At 63.4% G+C, this 16299-nt stretch carries 14 protein-coding genes and 1 tRNA gene; 7 read left to right on the plus strand and 8 right to left on the minus strand.

Annotated elements, in window-relative coordinates; genetic code table 11:
• Window positions 1-116: 116 nt before the first annotated feature.
• The 4 genes from aspS to mltG all read left to right on the plus strand — a co-directional run bounded on the left by aspS (window position 117) and on the right by mltG (window position 4767).
• Window positions 117-1898, plus strand: coding sequence for an aspartate--tRNA ligase (gene aspS, locus AQZ52_RS08540; protein WP_067908470.1), 1782 nt, complete (start codon window positions 117-119; stop codon window positions 1896-1898).
• Window positions 1899-2079: 181 nt separating this feature from the next.
• Complete coding sequence (locus AQZ52_RS08545; protein WP_054121351.1) at window positions 2080-2316, plus strand: acyl carrier protein; 237 nt, start codon at window positions 2080-2082, stop codon at window positions 2314-2316.
• 187 nt (window positions 2317-2503) lie between these two features.
• Window positions 2504-3760 (plus strand): beta-ketoacyl-ACP synthase II, encoded by a 1257-nt coding sequence (gene fabF, locus AQZ52_RS08550; protein ID WP_067908473.1) that lies wholly within the window; start codon window positions 2504-2506, stop codon window positions 3758-3760.
• A 26-nt stretch (window positions 3761-3786) separates the two neighbouring features.
• Complete coding sequence (gene mltG / locus AQZ52_RS08555; RefSeq protein WP_067908476.1) at window positions 3787-4767, plus strand: endolytic transglycosylase MltG; 981 nt, start codon at window positions 3787-3789, stop codon at window positions 4765-4767.
• A 21-nt stretch (window positions 4768-4788) separates the two neighbouring features.
• Here the strand turns inward: mltG and AQZ52_RS08560 are convergent, their stop codons facing one another.
• Window positions 4789-5277: a hypothetical protein gene (locus tag AQZ52_RS08560; protein WP_067908479.1), complete on the minus strand. Its 489-nt coding sequence runs from the start codon at window positions 5275-5277 to the stop codon at window positions 4789-4791.
• Window positions 5278-5548: 271 nt separating this feature from the next.
• On the opposite strand from AQZ52_RS08560, the gene AQZ52_RS08565 reads away from it, so the two are divergent.
• Window positions 5549-6112, plus strand: a complete 564-nt coding sequence (locus tag AQZ52_RS08565) for a 2'-5' RNA ligase family protein (protein ID WP_240481484.1) — start codon at window positions 5549-5551, stop codon at window positions 6110-6112.
• Window positions 6113-6223: 111 nt separating this feature from the next.
• Window positions 6224-6300 (plus strand) — tRNA-Met (locus AQZ52_RS08570).
• Window positions 6301-6424: 124 nt separating this feature from the next.
• Here the strand turns inward: AQZ52_RS08570 and AQZ52_RS08575 are convergent.
• Entirely contained in the window at window positions 6425-7585 is a 1161-nt protein-coding gene (locus tag AQZ52_RS08575) for a hypothetical protein (RefSeq protein WP_156424823.1), read from the minus strand.
• Between the two features lie 231 nt (window positions 7586-7816).
• Here AQZ52_RS08575 and AQZ52_RS08580 point away from each other — a divergent pair, with 231 nt between their 5' ends.
• Window positions 7817-8524: a Crp/Fnr family transcriptional regulator gene (locus AQZ52_RS08580; RefSeq protein ID WP_067908485.1), complete on the plus strand. Its 708-nt coding sequence runs from the start codon at window positions 7817-7819 to the stop codon at window positions 8522-8524.
• 89 nt (window positions 8525-8613) lie between these two features.
• Here the strand turns inward: AQZ52_RS08580 and AQZ52_RS08585 are convergent, their stop codons facing one another.
• The 6 genes from AQZ52_RS08585 to AQZ52_RS08610 form a co-directional block, all read right to left on the minus strand.
• Window positions 8614-9441, minus strand: a complete 828-nt coding sequence (locus tag AQZ52_RS08585) for a TauD/TfdA family dioxygenase (protein WP_067908488.1) — start codon at window positions 9439-9441, stop codon at window positions 8614-8616.
• 9 nt (window positions 9442-9450) lie between these two features.
• On the minus strand, window positions 9451-10377 hold the full coding sequence (locus AQZ52_RS18470) for a M48 family metalloprotease (protein ID WP_156424824.1): 927 nt from the start codon (window positions 10375-10377) through the stop codon (window positions 9451-9453).
• Window positions 10378-11059: 682 nt separating this feature from the next.
• Complete coding sequence (locus AQZ52_RS08595; protein WP_067908495.1) at window positions 11060-11983, minus strand: sugar phosphate isomerase/epimerase family protein; 924 nt, start codon at window positions 11981-11983, stop codon at window positions 11060-11062.
• A 19-nt stretch (window positions 11984-12002) separates the two neighbouring features.
• A complete protein-coding gene (locus AQZ52_RS08600) occupies window positions 12003-12959 on the minus strand; it encodes a sugar phosphate isomerase/epimerase family protein (RefSeq protein WP_067908498.1) in 957 nt (318 codons plus the stop codon).
• Between the two features lie 82 nt (window positions 12960-13041).
• Window positions 13042-13815, minus strand: a complete 774-nt coding sequence (locus tag AQZ52_RS08605; RefSeq protein WP_067908501.1) for a TIM barrel protein — start codon at window positions 13813-13815, stop codon at window positions 13042-13044.
• A 162-nt stretch (window positions 13816-13977) separates the two neighbouring features.
• Window positions 13978-16299 carry a putative bifunctional diguanylate cyclase/phosphodiesterase gene (locus AQZ52_RS08610; RefSeq protein WP_067908505.1) on the minus strand — a complete coding sequence of 774 codons (2322 nt, stop codon included), beginning with the start codon at window positions 16297-16299 and terminating at the stop codon, window positions 13978-13980.

Here is a 16299-nt window from a genome sequence, read left to right on the forward strand (position 1 = left end):
GTGGTGACCCCGTCCGGGGCCTGCGGCTTGACAAATCCGCGGCCATCGCCTCTTGGCCGCTGGCCATCACTGCCCGAATGCTGGCCGGTTTGCCAGCCAAATTGGAACCTAGCCTCATGCATCCATATCGTTCCCATACCTGCGGCGCGCTGGCACAGGCGGATGTCGGGCAGACCGTGCGCCTCTCGGGCTGGGTGCACCGCAAGCGCGACCATGGCGGCGTGCTCTTCATCGATCTGCGCGACCACTACGGCATCACCCAGATCGTGGCGGATAGTGACAGCGCGGCGCTGGCCGTGCTCGAGGCCGCGCGCACCGAAAGCGTGATCACCATCGACGGCGAGGTGAAGGCCCGCAGCGAAGGCACGGTGAACGCGGCGCTCGCGACCGGCGCGATCGAAGTCTACGCCCGCGGCGCGACTGTTCTGTCCGCTGCCGAGGAACTGCCGATGCCGGTGGCGGGCGAGCAGGAATACCCCGAGGATATTCGCCTGCGCTACCGCTTCCTCGATCTGCGCCGCGAGACGCTGCACGCCAACATCATGACGCGCACCAAGGTGATCCGCGACATGCGCACCCGCATGGAAAGCGCCGGCTTCACCGAATACTCGACGCCGATCCTCACCGCCTCCAGCCCCGAAGGCGCGCGCGACTTCCTCGTGCCGAGCCGCATCCACGCGGGCAAGTTCTACGCGCTGCCGCAGGCGCCGCAGCAGTACAAGCAGCTGCTCATGGTTGCCGGTTTCGACCGCTACTTCCAGATCGCGCCCTGCTTCCGCGACGAGGACCCGCGCGCCGACCGCCTGCCGGGCGAATTCTATCAGCTCGATCTCGAGATGAGCTTCGTCACCCAGGAAGAAGTGTGGGAGACGATGGAGCCCGTCATCGGCGGCGTGTTCGAGACCTTTGCAAACGGCAAGCCGGTCACGCCTTCGGGCAGCTTCCCGCGCATCGCTTACGATGATGCCATGCTGAAGTACGGCTCGGACAAGCCGGATCTGCGTAACCCGCTCATCATCAGCGATGTCGCCAGCCACTTCACCACCTCGGGCTTCGGCCTGTTCGAGAAGATCGTCGCAGGCGGCGGCACCGTGCGCGCAATTCCCGCACCCGGCACCGCGGACAAGAGCCGCAAGTTCTTCGACGACATGAACGAGTGGGCGCGCAGCGAAGGCCACGCCGGCCTCGGCTATGTGACGCGCAAGGGTGGCGAGTTCGGCGGCCCGATCGCCAAGAACCATGGGCAAGAAGGCATGGAGGCGCTCTATGCCGCACTCGGCCTTGGCCCCGATGACGGCCTGTTCTTCGCCGCCGGAAAGCCCGAGCAGGCGGCCAAGCTCGCTGGCGCCGCCCGCACCCGTGTCGCCGAGCAGCTGGGCCTGATCGACAAGGACCGCTTCGCGCTGTGCTGGATCGTCGATTTCCCGTTCTACGAATGGGACGAGGACGCCAAGAAGGTCGAGTTCGCGCACAACCCGTTCTCGATGCCGCAGGGCGGGATGGCGGCGCTCGAAGGCCAGGATCCGCTGACGATCAAGGCCTTCCAGTACGATCTCGTCTGCAACGGCTACGAAATCGCGTCGGGCTCGATCCGCAACCAGTCGCCCGAACTCATGGTCAAGGCGTTCGAACTCGTCGGCCTTTCGAAGGCCGACGTCGAGGAGCGCTTCGGCGGGCTCTACCGCGCGTTCCAGTATGGCGCGCCGCCGCACGGCGGCATGGCGGCGGGTGTGGACCGTATCGTCATGCTCGTCTGCGGCGCGCAGAACCTGCGTGAGATCACGTTGTTCCCGATGAACCAGCGCGCCGAGGACTTGCTGATGGGCGCGCCTTCGCCGGCGAGCCTGCAGCAGCTGCGCGAATTGCACTTGCGGACGGTGGAACCCTCCAAGGGTTGATGTGCCGGGCGGACACGGGCGGGCCCGGCTGTATGCCTGCCCGCCCTGCCTCTCTGCCCACCGCCTGTCACAAGCGGTGCACATCTCGTCCACAATGCGGCACTTGCCAGCCTGCAATCGGGACATTAGGGCGAACGCCAGATTTGATTAAACCAACCCAGTTCCTTGAAGGGGCAAAAGAATGAGCGATACCGCCGACCGCGTGAAGAAGATCGTTGTCGAGCACCTCGGGGTAGAGGCCGACAAGGTCACCGAAGACGCGAGCTTCATCGACGATCTCGGTGCCGACAGCCTCGATATCGTCGAGCTGGTCATGGCGTTCGAAGAAGAGTTTGGTGTCGAGATCCCTGACGATGCGGCCGAGAAGATCGCCACCGTTTCGGACGCGATCAAGTACATCGACGACAACAAGGGCTGATCCTTTCGGATTGCCAACCCGTCCGCACCTTTCCGTCATGTCCCGGCTGCGGGGCGCGGCGGAGGCGGCGGTCGTCCCCCGGCGTTGAAGCGCCGGGGCTTCGACAGGCTCGGTCCCGCAAGGGGTCTGGGCCTGTTGTGCTTCAAGGTCCGTTCGCCGATTGCGGGCGAACGTTTCGGAGACTGAAATGCGCCGTGTCGTGATCACCGGACTTGGCCTCGTCACCCCGCTGGGGGCCGATGTCGAAACCACGTGGGCAAATCTTCTTGCCGGCAAGTCGGGCGCGGGGCGGATCACCCGCTTCGATACCACGGGTCAGAAGTGCCTGATCGCCTGCGAAGTGAAGCCGGCTGACCACCCCTATGGTTTCGACCCCAACAAGCGCGTCGATTTCAAGGTGCAGCGCCAGGTCGATCCGTTCATCGTCTACGGCATCGACGCTGCCGGCCAGGCGCTTGAAGACGCGGGCCTCACCGACATGGACGAGGCCCTCAAGCTGCGCACCGGCTGCTCGATCGGTTCGGGCATCGGCGGCCTTCCGGGCATCGAGAGCGAATCGATTGTCCTGCACGAGAAGGGTGCGGGCCGTGTCAGCCCGCATTTCGTCCACGGCCGCCTGATCAATCTCATCTCGGGCCAGGTTTCGATCAAGTACGGCCTCATGGGCCCCAACCACGCGGTGGTGACGGCGTGCTCCACCGGTGCGCACTCGATCGGCGATGCCGCGCGCATGATCCGCGATGATGACGCCGATATCATGCTGGCGGGCGGCTCCGAAAGCACGATCAACCCGCTCGGCGTTGCCGGCTTCGCGCAGGCCCGCGCGCTCAATTGCAGCTACAACGACCGCCCCGAACAGGCCAGCCGCCCCTATGACAAGGACCGCGACGGCTTCGTGATGGGCGAGGGCGCCGGCGTCGTCGTGCTTGAGGAATACGAGCACGCCAAGGCACGCGGTGCGAAGATCTACGCCGAAGTCGTCGGCTATGGCCTCTCGGGTGATGCCTACCACGTCACCGCCCCGCATCCTGAAGGCAAGGGCGCGGAGCTTGCCGTGCGCATGGCGCTGCGCAAGGCCGGCATGGGCCCGGGCGACATCGACTATGTCAACGCCCACGGCACCTCGACCATGGCGGACACGATCGAACTCGCCGCGGTGAAGCGCGTGCTGGGCGATGATCTCTCCGGCGCGTCGATGAGCAGCACCAAGTCTGCCATTGGCCACCTTCTCGGCGGGGCCGGCGCGGTCGAGACGATCTTCTGCGTGCTGGCGATCCGCGATCAGATCGTGCCGCCCACGCTCAATCTGGATACCCCGGATGAGGGCTGCGAAGGCGTCGATCTCGTCCCCAAGGTTGCGAAGAAGCGTGTCGTGCGCGCCACGCTCAACAACTCGTTCGGCTTTGGCGGCACCAACGCCAGCGTGATCGTCAAGGCGATCTGAGCCCGAAGCGCAGGAGGCGGCGTCCGATGCACAAGTCAGGCCGCCTCAGGATCTTCGTGTTTGCCGCCGCACTGGTGGTGGCCGTCTTTGGCGTCCACTTCCTCTACGGCTGGTATGGCAGCGGCCCGCTGGTCAAGGAGGCGACACTCTCTGTTCCCGATGGCGCGACTCTGGCCAGTGTCGCGGAAAAGCTGGAAGCGCAGGGCATTGTCGCTTCGGCCAGCACCTTCCGGCTCCGCGCGCGTCTGCTTGGGGGCAACGAGCCGCTGAAAGCCGGCGAGTACTATATTCCCGCCCATGCCAGCGGCTCGTCCGTGCTGGCGATCCTGCAGGGCGAGGGCGGCGAGGTGCGCCGCATGGTGACCATCCCCGAAGGCATGCCCGCGATCATGGTGCAGGAACGGCTCGCGGCTGTCTCTCTGCTCACCGGTCCCGTTCCCACGCTCGCCGAGGGATCGGTGCTGCCGGATACCTACGCCTTCCAGCGCGGGGAAAGCCGCACGGCTCTGGTCACCCGCATGCAGCAGGCCATGGCCCGCACGCTCGACAAGCTATGGGCTGATCGCGCCCCCGATACGGTCGCGCGGAGCAAGGAGGAAGCGGTGATCCTCGCCTCGATCGTCGAGAAGGAAACCGGCAAGCCTTCCGAACGTCCGATGGTTGCCGGGCTCTATTCGAACCGGTTGCGTCAGGGAATGATGCTCCAGGCCGATCCGACGATCATCTACCCGATCACGCACGGCAAGCCGCTGGGCCGCCGCATCCGCCAGTCGGAAATCCAGGCGGTCAATTCCTACAACACCTACACGATGGTTGGCTTGCCAGCGGCGCCGATCACCAATCCGGGCAAGGATTCGATCGCGGCGGTGCTGCACCCGGCGCGCACCAACGCGCTCTACATGGTGGCCGATGGCAAGGGCGGACACGTTTTCGCGGCCACGCTGCAGGAACACAACGCCAATGTCGCGCGCTGGTTTGCGCTCCGCCGCGCCCGCGGAGAGTTGTAGACGGCGCCTGGCCGGAGGTGCCTAGCGGCTGCTGCTGGACGTCGCGGTAACCTGCTGGGCGGTCACCAGGGTCGAAGTTGTCACCGCCGCATCCGAGCGCAGCGGCACGCCGGTCGCGCTGCTGCCCACCAGCACATTGCTCGTCTGGTTGCTGATGATGACCGAGACCGCTCCGGTCGAAGTGACGGAAATGGCACCGCGCGAGCCGCCGATGGCCGAGACGAAGCGCCCGGCGGTGGGATCATAAACCGCAGGAACCATGCTGGGAGAATTTTCCAGCGACGGCGGCGCAATGCTCAGCGCTGCCTGGCGCGCGCGGCCATCAAGGCTGGCGGCTGTTATCGTCGGTTGGGCGATCGATCGCAGCGTGATGTCGTAGGCGGTCTGCGCCTCGGCTGTCGGGGCGACAAACAGCGCGGCGCAGGCAACACCGACCGCGCCGGCAACACGCGGAAACTTCGTCAAGGTCTTGCGCACCTGTGTCATCGGAACGGCCCCCGGCTCCTGCATGATCGCATCGTCTTTAGAATGTCACGACTATGCCCCAAGAGCGCGAACTTGGCAATAAATCGTCCTTCTTCTGCCTTTGTCCGCAGTCTGGGCAGGTCTGCCCGAAAAATATTGGGGAAGCATGGCTTTGCGGCGACCCTAAGGGGTATCCGCAGCTTGACGGTCCTCCCTGTTGATAGGGCGTGTTCAGGTTTTGCTTTCTCCTGCGATATACGAGGCTGGCGTGAGGCCGAGGTGATTCGCGGTGCCGGCCCTCCCGAAGGAGAGCCTTGTGGACAGCGTTGACCCGTTGATGGCCGGCGGTCCTGTCATGGCGCCGACTGCTGCACTCGTGATCACCGCCGAACTGCCGGCCCCGCTGCATGGCCGGGCAGAAGGTTTACGCCGTGCGCATTATCCGCCTGAGCGCAACCACGTTCCGGCCCACCTCACGGTCCTGCGCGCCCTGCCGCCCTTCGTTGAAGCGGAAGCCCGCGATCTGCTCGCCGCCCTTGCACGGGAAATGCCCGCGCCCCCCGCGCGCCTTGCCGGCATCATGGACCTTGGCACCGGCACCGCGCTTGCCATCGAAAGCCCGGCCTTGCTCGAGATCCGGGCGATGATTGCCGAGCACTTTCACGGTATGCTCACCCTGCAGGACCAGGGACTGCCGCGGCTTCATGTCACCGTGCAGAACAAGGTCACGCGGGCCGAGGCCAAGGCCCTGCAGGCCGCGCTGCGGCCGGTCATCCTGCCCGAGGGGTTCGCCTTCGCCGCACTCGCACTCCAGCGCTATCGCGGCGGCCCGTGGGAGCAGGCAGGCCGCTGGCCATTTCGGGGCCGCACGCGGCGATGAGATTGCCATGCAGGTCAACCGATTCCGCTGTTGACCCGCTACGCCACCCCGCCTAATAGGCCCGCCTGCCTAGGCTGCGGAGGTTTCCGTTGTCCTGCCAGATCCCTTCGGGGCGGAGTAGCTCAGCCGGTTAGAGCAGCGGAATCATAATCCGCGTGTCGGGGGTTCGAGTCCCTCCTCCGCTACCAAAAATCAATGACTTACGAGATCGCCCCGTAGCCGGTTTACAAACTGCGTAAACTTTCGGGTTGGCCTGCGCCTAGCGCACGTCTCTGACGCCAGAACAGTGATCGAAAGAAGGGGGGCGCTGGTTTAGAGCGAGAACGAGGCAGCCGCGCCAATCGCGTTCGCGGACCAGCTGATGCCGAAGCCATCAGGGATCGCAGGGTGGTCCATCCCGCCGGAGACGCGGATTGGTGCGGTGTTGAGCACACTGTAGTTCACCTCTCCGTACGTGCCGTGGAAGGAAACGGCTTCACCGGTGTAGTTGATAAATTTCACCGAATTGCCCATGGTAACACCAATTGCGCCAGCGCTAACGCTGTTCTTGCCTTCAAACGATGAACCGGTAATCGAGACATTGGCCTCGACAAGGCCGGTGTTCTCGACGTCGAAGTTCACATCGCCGAAGGCAACTGAGGGCACATCGCTACCCCCATCAGAGCCACTCACGCCAAAGTTAACTGATGGCACTGCGCTGCCCGCATAAACGACGGTCGTGCTGTTGACCGAGCCGCTCGCGCCAATTGCCATGAGTGAAATGCTGCTATCGACACTATCTCCACTTATAGTGGCACCGTTCAACGTGGTATCTTGTGTCGGATCGTCGACAGAGCCAATCCTAATATTGCCGCTATTGTGCGCGTGCACGCTTATTCCGCTGTCAACACCTATTCCGATGTCAGAAGAGTAAGTGCCATCATCGACAATGGTCAAGACCGAGATGCCGGCTGATGCACCAAGTGCGGTGCCAGAGAACGCATTGCGCGTACCCCCGTTGATCGACACGCCGTCGCCGTTACTGCCGACAGCGATCTGCAGGTTCACGTCGCCGGTGTTGTCCGCGTTAAGCGAGATGTCGCCATTAACGGTAAGGGAGCGGCTAACCGTGGCGCCTCCCAAGACGTCATCGGTGACGCTGAATTGGGCCGAAGCACCCACTGCCGAGACCGAGATCGTATTGTCGTGGCCTTGCTCGATTACGGCGCCGTCGATTGTGCCGGAGACGTTAATGGTGCTGTTCAGGTTGGAGGCAGAAACCGTGATGTTGCCATCAACGCTGTCGGTCATCTCCACATCCTGAAAAGTTACGCTGCTATTGCTGACCGAGGCCGAGGCACCGATAGCGGTCACGCTGATGGTGTTGCGTGAACCATCAGCGATCGATGGAGCATTCATTAAAATGCCCTCTGAAGGGGCCACTGAAACCGTCGTATCTTCGTTTGTCGCGCTCACGGTGATGTCGCCACCCATGGCCCAGCTTTGCGCAATCTGGGCAGTACAAATTGGAGAAAAAACTATCGATTGGCAGGTAGCTAAGAGCAGGCCAACAATGATTTGCGACTTCCGACCAAGGGTGAAGCATTTCTGTAAAAATGACATAAATTTATCACACACTTGCTCGAGCTGAGTTGAGGGAAAAGCCCTCCGGTGTGATGCGGTGCATGCCATTTGCACTGGGCAAACAAAGGTTCATTTAGTCCAATGTTGGATAATATTCCGATCTCGAAAGCTGAGGCGTGCCGCATTTTGGCAACTGAGGGTTGGCTGGCGACCGCAGCGGCTGATTTCCGTTCGGAGTTTCTGGCTAAGGGCCAGATCCGAACATTCACATCAGGATCTCAGATCTCGACAGCGGGCGATGACGACTCGATCGGCTCCGGAATGTACGGTATCGTGGCCGGCCAAGTGGCCGTTGTGCCGGGTATGGGGCCAGCAGATACGCCGGTCGCTCTGTTGTTCCATAAAGGCGACTGGGGCGGTTATGCGCCGCTGTTTTTGCCTGCCAATGTGGCGCACATCCATGCCGTCATACCGACAACCATTTTGTGCCTGAGCATCGGCGAGGTACGTAGTATGCTGCACGAGCGGCCTGAATGGTGGAAGGAAATTGCCAAACTGAGCTTTGAAGCCGGAATAAGATATGCGGGCGTGGGTGTCGACCAACTCATTCCCAATTCCGGCCGTCGACTAGCAGCCCTACTACTGCATCTGGCCAACTGCCGGCATTCTGGCGCAGCAAAGCCCATACATCTCAGCCAAGAAGAAATCGGTCAGACGGCAAAACTGTCTCGCCACCCAACCCGGCACCTGCTCCGGGACTTCGATGCGAGGGGTTGGATCAGCCAATCCTACCGTTGCATCGACATTATACAGCCTGAACATTTACGCGCATGTGCCAATTCAGACTGACACCGTGACATAGCATTCTAAAGATCGACTGGCCCTTCAGGAAGATCGGGGAAGGGCTGCGCTGCAAGTCTGATCGCAGCCGGTGCTGATCAACGCGAGACGTGTGCCATTTTCCACATCGGATTGTGCGGGCGCGGCAAACCGCGGAACAGCACCGAGGCGCTGTTCCAGATAACCAGATCCCCGGGCTCCCAGGTGTGCCGGTAGACAAAGGCTGGCTTGGTCACCCACTCGCGCAAGCCGTCGATAAAGGCTTCGCTTGCGGAAAATTCCATGCCCATGATCTGGATGGCGGTATCGTCGACCAGCAGGCAATGACGCCCGCCTGCCATGCGCGCTACCAGGGGCAGTTCGGCGCTCTCGCGCGCCATCCATTGCATCAGGGCATCGTGCCGAGGCTCCCGCTCGTGATACAACCGGTCGTGCCAGAAACCATGGAGCACGGTGAGCGGGGCCAAGGCGCGCTGCTCGAAGTGCGGCAAGGCATCCCACGCAGCGGCCGTGCATGCAAAATCGGTCTGGGCCGCAATTCTGTCTTCGTCGGGAATAGCCATGATTGAGGTGCCCCCCGGGGCACGGCCCAGCACCTGGTCGTTTTCCCAGACTCGGCCATTGCGCACAAATTCGGCAAGCGGCGAGGCATTGGGGTCGCCCACGATGAGGTAGTCCTCTGCCGACGGCTGTTGCACCGCGCCAAATTGACCGTGAAGTGCACATTCCAGCCGTTCGGCGAAGGATAGCAATGCGCGTTGCGGACAGAAGGCATTGCGGACGACGATGACTTCCAGATCTTCGAGTTGCGTCTGCAGCTTGTCGCGGTCGCTGATCAACAGATCGGGCAGATTGCTCCGATCAAGCGTAACGGCAGCCCTGTCATGACCGGGACCCTGATTGCCATGTGCTGTCCCGGTGGCCATGAACCCGGCCTATTCCCCGTTCGCCATACGCGGCGTCAAGGTCACCACCATGCCGACTTCCAATGTCACTCCTGAAGGAAGGCGGGTGTAGATGCGTCCATCATGGGCCACGTTGAAGCGCAAGCCGTCAGATTGAAACGACCAGGCATAGTCGCTTGAGGTAGGAAATGTTTTTCTCGAAATTGCCGTTCTTAAGCCATTATATGAATCGATGCGTCCACCTTTTGTAATATAATAATCAATCGGATCATTATAAATGATTATCCGATATTTTAAGGGGGCATCGGAATTTTCATTTCGAAGACTATTTGCATCATAATTAATCTGCGCTACTGGCAATAAGCCCGGGTGTCTTTTGATGTTTTCAATCTCGGCATTCATCAGGGCTTTGGCATTCTGCCAGCCATGGACGATTGCGGCGATGCGATCGGCTCGGCCTGGATGTGTTGAGGTTGATTGTTCGGGCAAGATGCGGGCGGCTGCGGATGTGGCCTCAGCCAGTGTGGCGCCAAGCCGCGCCAGCACGAACCCGGAGAAATCGTCCGCCTCGAGCTCATCGCGCCAAGGCTCGGTGGTTTGCCGGAGGGTATGACCGGCGAGATGATGGCCGACTTCGTGTGCCAGAATGCTTGTCGCGCCCCAGTCCGGGCAAATGCGATCCGCCACCTGCGCCATAAAATGTGGGTCGAACAGGATCACGCGCCGTCCGTTTATGATCTCAGCTGCAGCGGGTGTGGAGGTGGCTGCGATCAGGTCGAAGTTCATTTCCAGCCCGCTTACGCGAACGACCCGTTCGACCTGTGTTCGGGCTTCAGCAAGATCTGCGTTGGGTACGGTATCGGTCTGCCCGATGTAGCCCAGCTTGCCAGCGCTGCGTATGTGTGCCTCGCTCGGCCAGTAGTCGAGCAGGCGTGCTTGCGACCATTCCCTGCTCACTGCGCATTTGTCTTCGTCGCGAAGATCGCGCTGAGTCTCGGCTGGAAGCGTACGGCCACCCGAAATTGAGCCGAGAGACGGGCTGGCGGCGGCTGGCGTTTGCGATGCGGCTATCAGCCCAAAGGCCAGGAAAAGCCGTAGCGCGCTTCTGCCGCTGCCACGGGATGGTGGCGAAGTGTGCGAACAAATCGTCCTTGCGCTAAAGCGCTGAGTGCCAAGCGTGCACTCGAAGGGGGTACATTTCCTCCCAGGCCTTCCTTGCATCAGGTGCCTCCAATGTACTGATTTGTGGTTAAAATTTACACCTAATCCGACATGCTCCAATACCTACTATCCGCCGTTTTGGTAATTTTTTGAAAAATCTAAAATATTGAATCAAAAGCTAATCAGATAAAATAAGTAATAAAATAATCATAATGGCGACAAATAGACTGCGCATAATACTCATATCTTGGGGTGGGGGTGATCAAGGCGTGTCAGGCCGATTCGGTTCGCCCGCGCCGTACCAGGTTTGCCGCAGCAGATGATCATGTCGGTCGGTTCGCGCGCCACGCGCCGGCCAAAGGCACGCCGGCAGGGCCCTGAAACAGGGCTGCGCTATCGCGTCTGTCCCGGGTAAGCCAATTCCAGGTGGCCGGGGCCAAGCAAAGCAGTGGTGCAGGGCCTCGCGGGGCCCTCTCGATCAATCGTAGATCGGGCGTAGTTCGGTATCGAGGTGATACCGGGTTAGCGCCATCGAGGCGAGCAGGTCGGGCGACCCATCGTATTCGATCGACATCCAGCCCTTGAATGCGTGCTTCTTGAGCAGGCGGTAGAGGCCCTTGAGATCAAGCTCGCCCTCGCCCGGTTCCCAGAACCAGCGGTGGCCGTCATCGGCGATTTCGGGGTCCTGCGCATAGCGCACGCTGTCGGGCTGCCGGGCCGAGGCGGTGTCCTTCAGGTGGAAGGTGCTGATGCGGTCGTGGTAGTCCTCGTAGAACGTCAGCAGGTCTTCGCCCAGAATGGCGATCTGCGCGGTGTCGATGCAGTAGTGGACCAGCGCGGGGTCGGTCGATTCGATCAGTTCGCGGTGGTTGGGCAGGTTGATCGCGCAGAAGAACTCGTTGTGCAGGCCGATCTTGACGCCGTGGTCGGTGGCATAGCGGCCGATCTCGTTCATCACCCTGGCGCAGTTCTGCACCTCGTCGCGGCTCAGCGGGCCGGTGCCGAAGTAATTCTGCGTCGGGCAGGTGTTCATGTAAGTGCCGCCGAACCGCACGATCGTGTCCACCGCCTCGCGTCCCGAACGCACGGCTTCGTCGAAATGGTCCGCCGCGTGTGAGGCGTGCGCGCCGTGGAACATGCCGATGACCTCGACGCCGCGCTCCGTGGCAAACGCGGTGAAGGCTTCGGGCGAGCCGAACAGGGGGAGGATGTCGGCAAGGTCCCACGGGGCGATCTCGATCCCGTGGAAACCCAGCGCGGCCTGGTATTTCAGGATCTTGTCCCAGTCCGAATAGTAGGCGCTATTGGTCCGGTCCTCGTAGTAGAACTCGCGGAAGTTGGGGATCTGCCGGTAGGGGATCGCCTTCCAGTGGCACATGTTGGCGTAGCGGATGTTGGGCATGGTCAAGGTTCCGTCCGGCTCAATTCTGGATGCGCTGAAGCAGCGCACGGGTGCGCAGCAGGGCGCGGAAGGGATCGCGCGTCTGGCGGGCGCTGGCGGTCACCGGGCCGGCATAGCCAAGCCTCGTCAGCACCGCGGCAATCCCTGCAAGATCGACCGAGCCGGTGCCCGGATCACGGAAGACCTGCGTGGCGCGGGTTTCGGGAAACTCGGGATTGGCGGTCTTCCAGATGCCTTGCGTATCGACGAAGTTCGTGTCGGTGAGGTGGACGCAGCCGATGCGGGCGATGTGCGCCGTCAGAAAGTCCGCCGCCGAAAGCCCCGCGACGTGGAGGCTGGCGGTGTCGCAATCCAGCTTCACGGATGCGGGCAGCGCATCGAGCAGCGCGAGGATCCGCGCGCCGCGAAACAGGCTCCAGTATTCATGGCGCAGCACCAGCGTGACGCCGAGCCCTTCCGCTTTCGTGGCGAGCCCGCCGAGCAGGTCCACCGTGCGCTGGGTGAACACGTCCAGCTTGCTCTCCAGATCGGGGTGATGATGCGCGGCGCGGCCATAGCAGGGCGATGGGCTGATCGCGAGGTAGTCCGCCCCCAGATCGGCGGCGTGGGCCAGCGCTTCACCGGCGAAGTGGCCGGACGCGCCGAAGAAGAAATCCAGATTGCCGTTGCGCATGAAAAGGTTGGGATCGAAGGTCACGCCGCTGACCCGGTCGATCCCGCTGGCGGCAAGCGTCTTGCGGTAGGCGGCGGCACTGCCGTACTTCGTGTTCACGCAGTAGCGGTTCATCGGCACGCCGCTGCGCCCGCCGAATTGCCACACCAGCTCATAGGGAATCTCGATGGCCCGGAAACCCGACGTGGCCAGCATCGGGTAGAGCTCTTCCCAGAAATACCGGCTTTCGAACCGGTTGCGGTTCGGTTCCTGATAGTGGCGGTTGATCAGATCGAGGCTGATCGCGATCTCGTTCGTGTTCATCGGGAAAGTCCCATTCCTGCGGTTGTCCTGCCCTGCGGCAAGCCCCGCTTGTTCTGATCGAGCGGGGGCCGGCGGCAGCCGGTCAGCAGCCCAGCGTCTGACGGGTGAGCGAAAGGGACGCAGCCATCGGCAGGCTGGGGAAGTATTCCAGCCCGATGGCCCCCCGATAGCCCAGGTCCCGCAAGGTCTGCATGGCCTTGGCCCAGTCGAGCGTGCCTGTGCCCGGCTCGTGGCGGTCGTCCATGTCGGCAACCTGCACATGCGCGATCAGATGCACCCGGCCTGCCAGCACTTCGGCGATATCCTCGTCCATGCAGGCGCTGTGCCACACATCGTAGAGCAGGCGCAGGTTGGGGCTGCCCACCGCCTCGACCAGATCGAGGCCGAGCTTCGTGCTGACCAGATACATCGCGGCGAACAACCGGGTGTTGAGCGGTTCGAGCAGTAGCATCACGCCGGCCTCCTCGGCCGCATCGGCGGCTTCGCGCAGGGCCGTGACGGCATTGGCGAAGTGCTCTTCCTCGCTCATCCCCTCGATCCGGAAGCCCGAGGCGACGATCAGCGCCGGTTTGCCAAGGCACCGCGTGGCCGCGATCGTCTCGCGCACCGCGGTGACCATTTCGGCGCGCTCGGCGGGATCGACGATGGACCGCCGCGGATCGACACACACGCCGGTCAGACCCATGCCGGTTTCGGCAAGGGCTTCGGCCAGCGCCGCGATCGGCTTGTCGCGCCAGAGGTGGAATTCGGCAAGCTCGAAGCCCGCCGCTTTCGCCGCGCGCAAACGCGCATCAAGCGCGCCGGCGTCGGTGAACTGCCATTCGATACAGGAAGAGAGTGCATAGGCCGCAGACATAGGATCGTTTCCCATTCTACGGCCCCGCCGCGCCTTCGCACGCGTTTGCCTGGCGGGAGCTGTTCCCCGCTACTTTGTCCCGCCGCCCATTGCCCACTGCCGGGAAAAAATCAAGCCGTCCGCGCGGTGCCGGCTATCCTGTCCGCAGCGTGTTCCACCTGTCTAGGCAGAGGCCCGGCGCAGTGCACCGCCGCCATTCATTTGCTGTACCAGGGCGGCCACGGCGCCTGCAGGCACCGGGCGGCTGATGAGGTAGCCCTGGACAAGATCGCAGCCTTCGCGGCGCAGGGCGTCCATGGTTGCTTCCAGTTCGACGCCTTCGGCCAGCGTTTCGATGCCCAGCGCGGCGGCAAGCGTTGTGATCGCGCGGATGATCGCGTGGGCGCTGGCATCGTTGCCCAGATCGCGCACGAAGCTCTGGTCGATCTTGAGCTTGTCGAAGGGAAACGAGCGCAGATAACTGAGCGACGAATAGCCGGTTCCGAAATCATCGAGCGCGATGCGCACACCCAGCGTGCGAAGGCCGTGGAGCATACCGAGTGTCCGCTCCACGTTGCCGATGAAGATGCTTTCGGTGATTTCGAGTTCGAGCCGGTGGGCGGGAAGGCCCGCGGCGGCGAGCGACTGGACGATGGTCTGCGCCAGCACCGGGCTCGAGAACTGGCGCGGCGAGATGTTGACCGCGACCGAGATGTCTCCCGGCCATGATGCTGCCTGCGCGCAGGCCTGCCGGATCACCCATTCGCCGATCGGGATGATGAGGCCGGTTTCTTCCGCGAGCGGAATGAAGTCCGCAGGGCTGATGCGGCCGCGCTCGGGGTGGTTCCAGCGGATCAGGGCCTCGAAGCCTTTGAGGCGCTGCTGCGTCATGCTGTAGAGCGGCTGGAAGTGCAGCTCGAAGTGGCCTTCGCGCACCGCTTGGCCGAGATCGAGTTCCAGCTGGCGGCGGCGGCGGGCTTCCTCGTCGAGCGAGGCTTCGAAGAAGTGGTAGGTGCTCTTGCCTTCGCTCTTGGCGCGGTAGAGCGCGAGATCGGCGTTCTTGAGCAGTTCGTCGCCGCTCGTGCCGTCCTGTGGGCCCACCGCCACGCCGAAGCTGGCGGTCAGCTGCATGGCTCGGCCGCCGACGGTGACATCCGCGTTGAGCGCGCTGTGGATCTTGCGCGCCAGCGAGGCCGGGTCCGCGCCTTCGCCCAGACCGGTGACGAGCAGGCCGAACTCGTCGCCGCCGAAGCGTGCGACCATGTGATCGGGGAACAGGTCCTGCAGCCGCTGTCCGGCCTCGCGCAGCAACGCATCGCCAACGGGGTGGCCCATCGTGTCGTTGATCACCTTGAAATTGTCGAGATCGACGAAGACGGCCATCGTGCGGTGCGCCGCGCTCTGGCGCGCGACCGCGCGGTCGAGCTTCTCGATGAAGAAACGGCGGTTGGGCAAGCCCGTCAGGCCATCGTGGAGCGCGCTGTGGACGATCTGGCGTTCGCGTTCCTCGATCGCATCGACCATCGCGTTGAAGCTCTGCGCCAGCGCCGCGACCTCGGCATCGCCCGCAACATCGACCTTGGCGACGGTGCCGCCGGCATAGCGCCGCGCCGCTTCGGCCAGCTGGCTGAGGGGCCGCGTGACGCTTCGCGCAATGCGCAGGCCCAGCGCGAGGCCGGCGAGCGTGCCGGCCAGCGCGATGCCGACAAGCGCGGCGTTGAGCGCGCGGTAGGCCTGCATCGCGGAATCGAGCGAGTGGCTGAGGATGAGGCGCGGCTCGATCCCGCGCTGGAGGCTGGGCAGCGCGGAGAGCCGCACCAGCTGGCGACCCTGCGGCGAGGGCAGCTCGCCGATGGTGCCAAGGCTCAGCGCGGTCTGCTCCGGCGCAAGCGCGCTGGCGGGGGCGACCTTGGCCTCGATCGGCACGGCGGAAAGGCGGCTGAGCGCGCCGAGGTCCTGCGTGCCGAGCGGCTGGGCAAGCACCAGCCAGCCGGCGAGATCGGGCATTTCGATGGGGGCGGCGACGGCGAGCGCAAGCTGGCCCCCCTGCGCGATAACGCCGCCGTTCCTGCCTGCATCAAGCGCGGGGAGGAGGGCGGCGCCATCGAGCGGCGGCGCGCCCGGGCTTGTGACCACCGCGCCATCGAGCGAGACGACCGCCGCGACCGAGGCGCCGGTGCGGGTCGCAAGGGTGGCGAGCGCGGAGCCGAGCGTGGCCTTGTCGCCCCCGGCAACGGCGCTGCGGAAGCCGAAATCGCGCGCGACGACGGAAGCGGATTCGCGCATCTGCCCTTCGCGGGTGGCGATCAGCTGTTCGAACACGCGGGCATTGGCGGCCATGTCGCGTTCGGCGACGCGGTGGGCGAAGAGGCTGATGCCGCTGCCCGCAACGAGCACCGAAACCGCCATGACCCCGGCCAGCAGCGCCATCAGCAGAACGGCGATGCGGGCGCGCAGCGTGCGGGGACGCAAGTGGGCGATGCGGGCAAGGAGCGGGTGCGCCAT

The sequence above is a fragment of the Novosphingobium fuchskuhlense genome (assembly GCF_001519075.1).
Classification (GTDB): Bacteria; Pseudomonadota; Alphaproteobacteria; order Sphingomonadales; family Sphingomonadaceae; genus Novosphingobium; species Novosphingobium fuchskuhlense.

Excerpts from the sequence above, each read along its gene's own strand:
- mltG (WP_067908476.1), top strand. The coding sequence starts at position 3,787 with ATGCACAAGTCAGGCCGCCTCAGGATCTTCGTGTTTGCCGCCGCACTG.
- AQZ52_RS08605 (WP_067908501.1), bottom strand. The coding sequence starts at position 13,815 with ATGTCTGCGGCCTATGCACTCTCTTCCTGTATCGAATGGCAGTTCACC.
- AQZ52_RS08545 (WP_054121351.1), top strand. The coding sequence starts at position 2,080 with ATGAGCGATACCGCCGACCGCGTGAAGAAGATCGTTGTCGAGCACCTC.
- AQZ52_RS08595 (WP_067908495.1), bottom strand. The coding sequence starts at position 11,983 with ATGCCCAACATCCGCTACGCCAACATGTGCCACTGGAAGGCGATCCCC.
- fabF (WP_067908473.1), top strand. The coding sequence starts at position 2,504 with ATGCGCCGTGTCGTGATCACCGGACTTGGCCTCGTCACCCCGCTGGGG.
- AQZ52_RS08600 (WP_067908498.1), bottom strand. The coding sequence starts at position 12,959 with ATGAACACGAACGAGATCGCGATCAGCCTCGATCTGATCAACCGCCAC.
- AQZ52_RS08610 (WP_067908505.1), bottom strand. The coding sequence starts at position 16,299 with ATGGCGCACCCGCTCCTTGCCCGCATCGCCCACTTGCGTCCCCGCACG.
- AQZ52_RS08585 (WP_067908488.1), bottom strand. The coding sequence starts at position 9,441 with ATGGCCACCGGGACAGCACATGGCAATCAGGGTCCCGGTCATGACAGG.
- aspS (WP_067908470.1), top strand. The coding sequence starts at position 117 with ATGCATCCATATCGTTCCCATACCTGCGGCGCGCTGGCACAGGCGGAT.
- AQZ52_RS08580 (WP_067908485.1), top strand. The coding sequence starts at position 7,817 with ATGTTGGATAATATTCCGATCTCGAAAGCTGAGGCGTGCCGCATTTTG.
- AQZ52_RS08560 (WP_067908479.1), bottom strand. The coding sequence starts at position 5,277 with ATGCAGGAGCCGGGGGCCGTTCCGATGACACAGGTGCGCAAGACCTTG.
- AQZ52_RS08575 (WP_156424823.1), bottom strand. The coding sequence starts at position 7,585 with ATGGGTGGCGACATCACCGTGAGCGCGACAAACGAAGATACGACGGTT.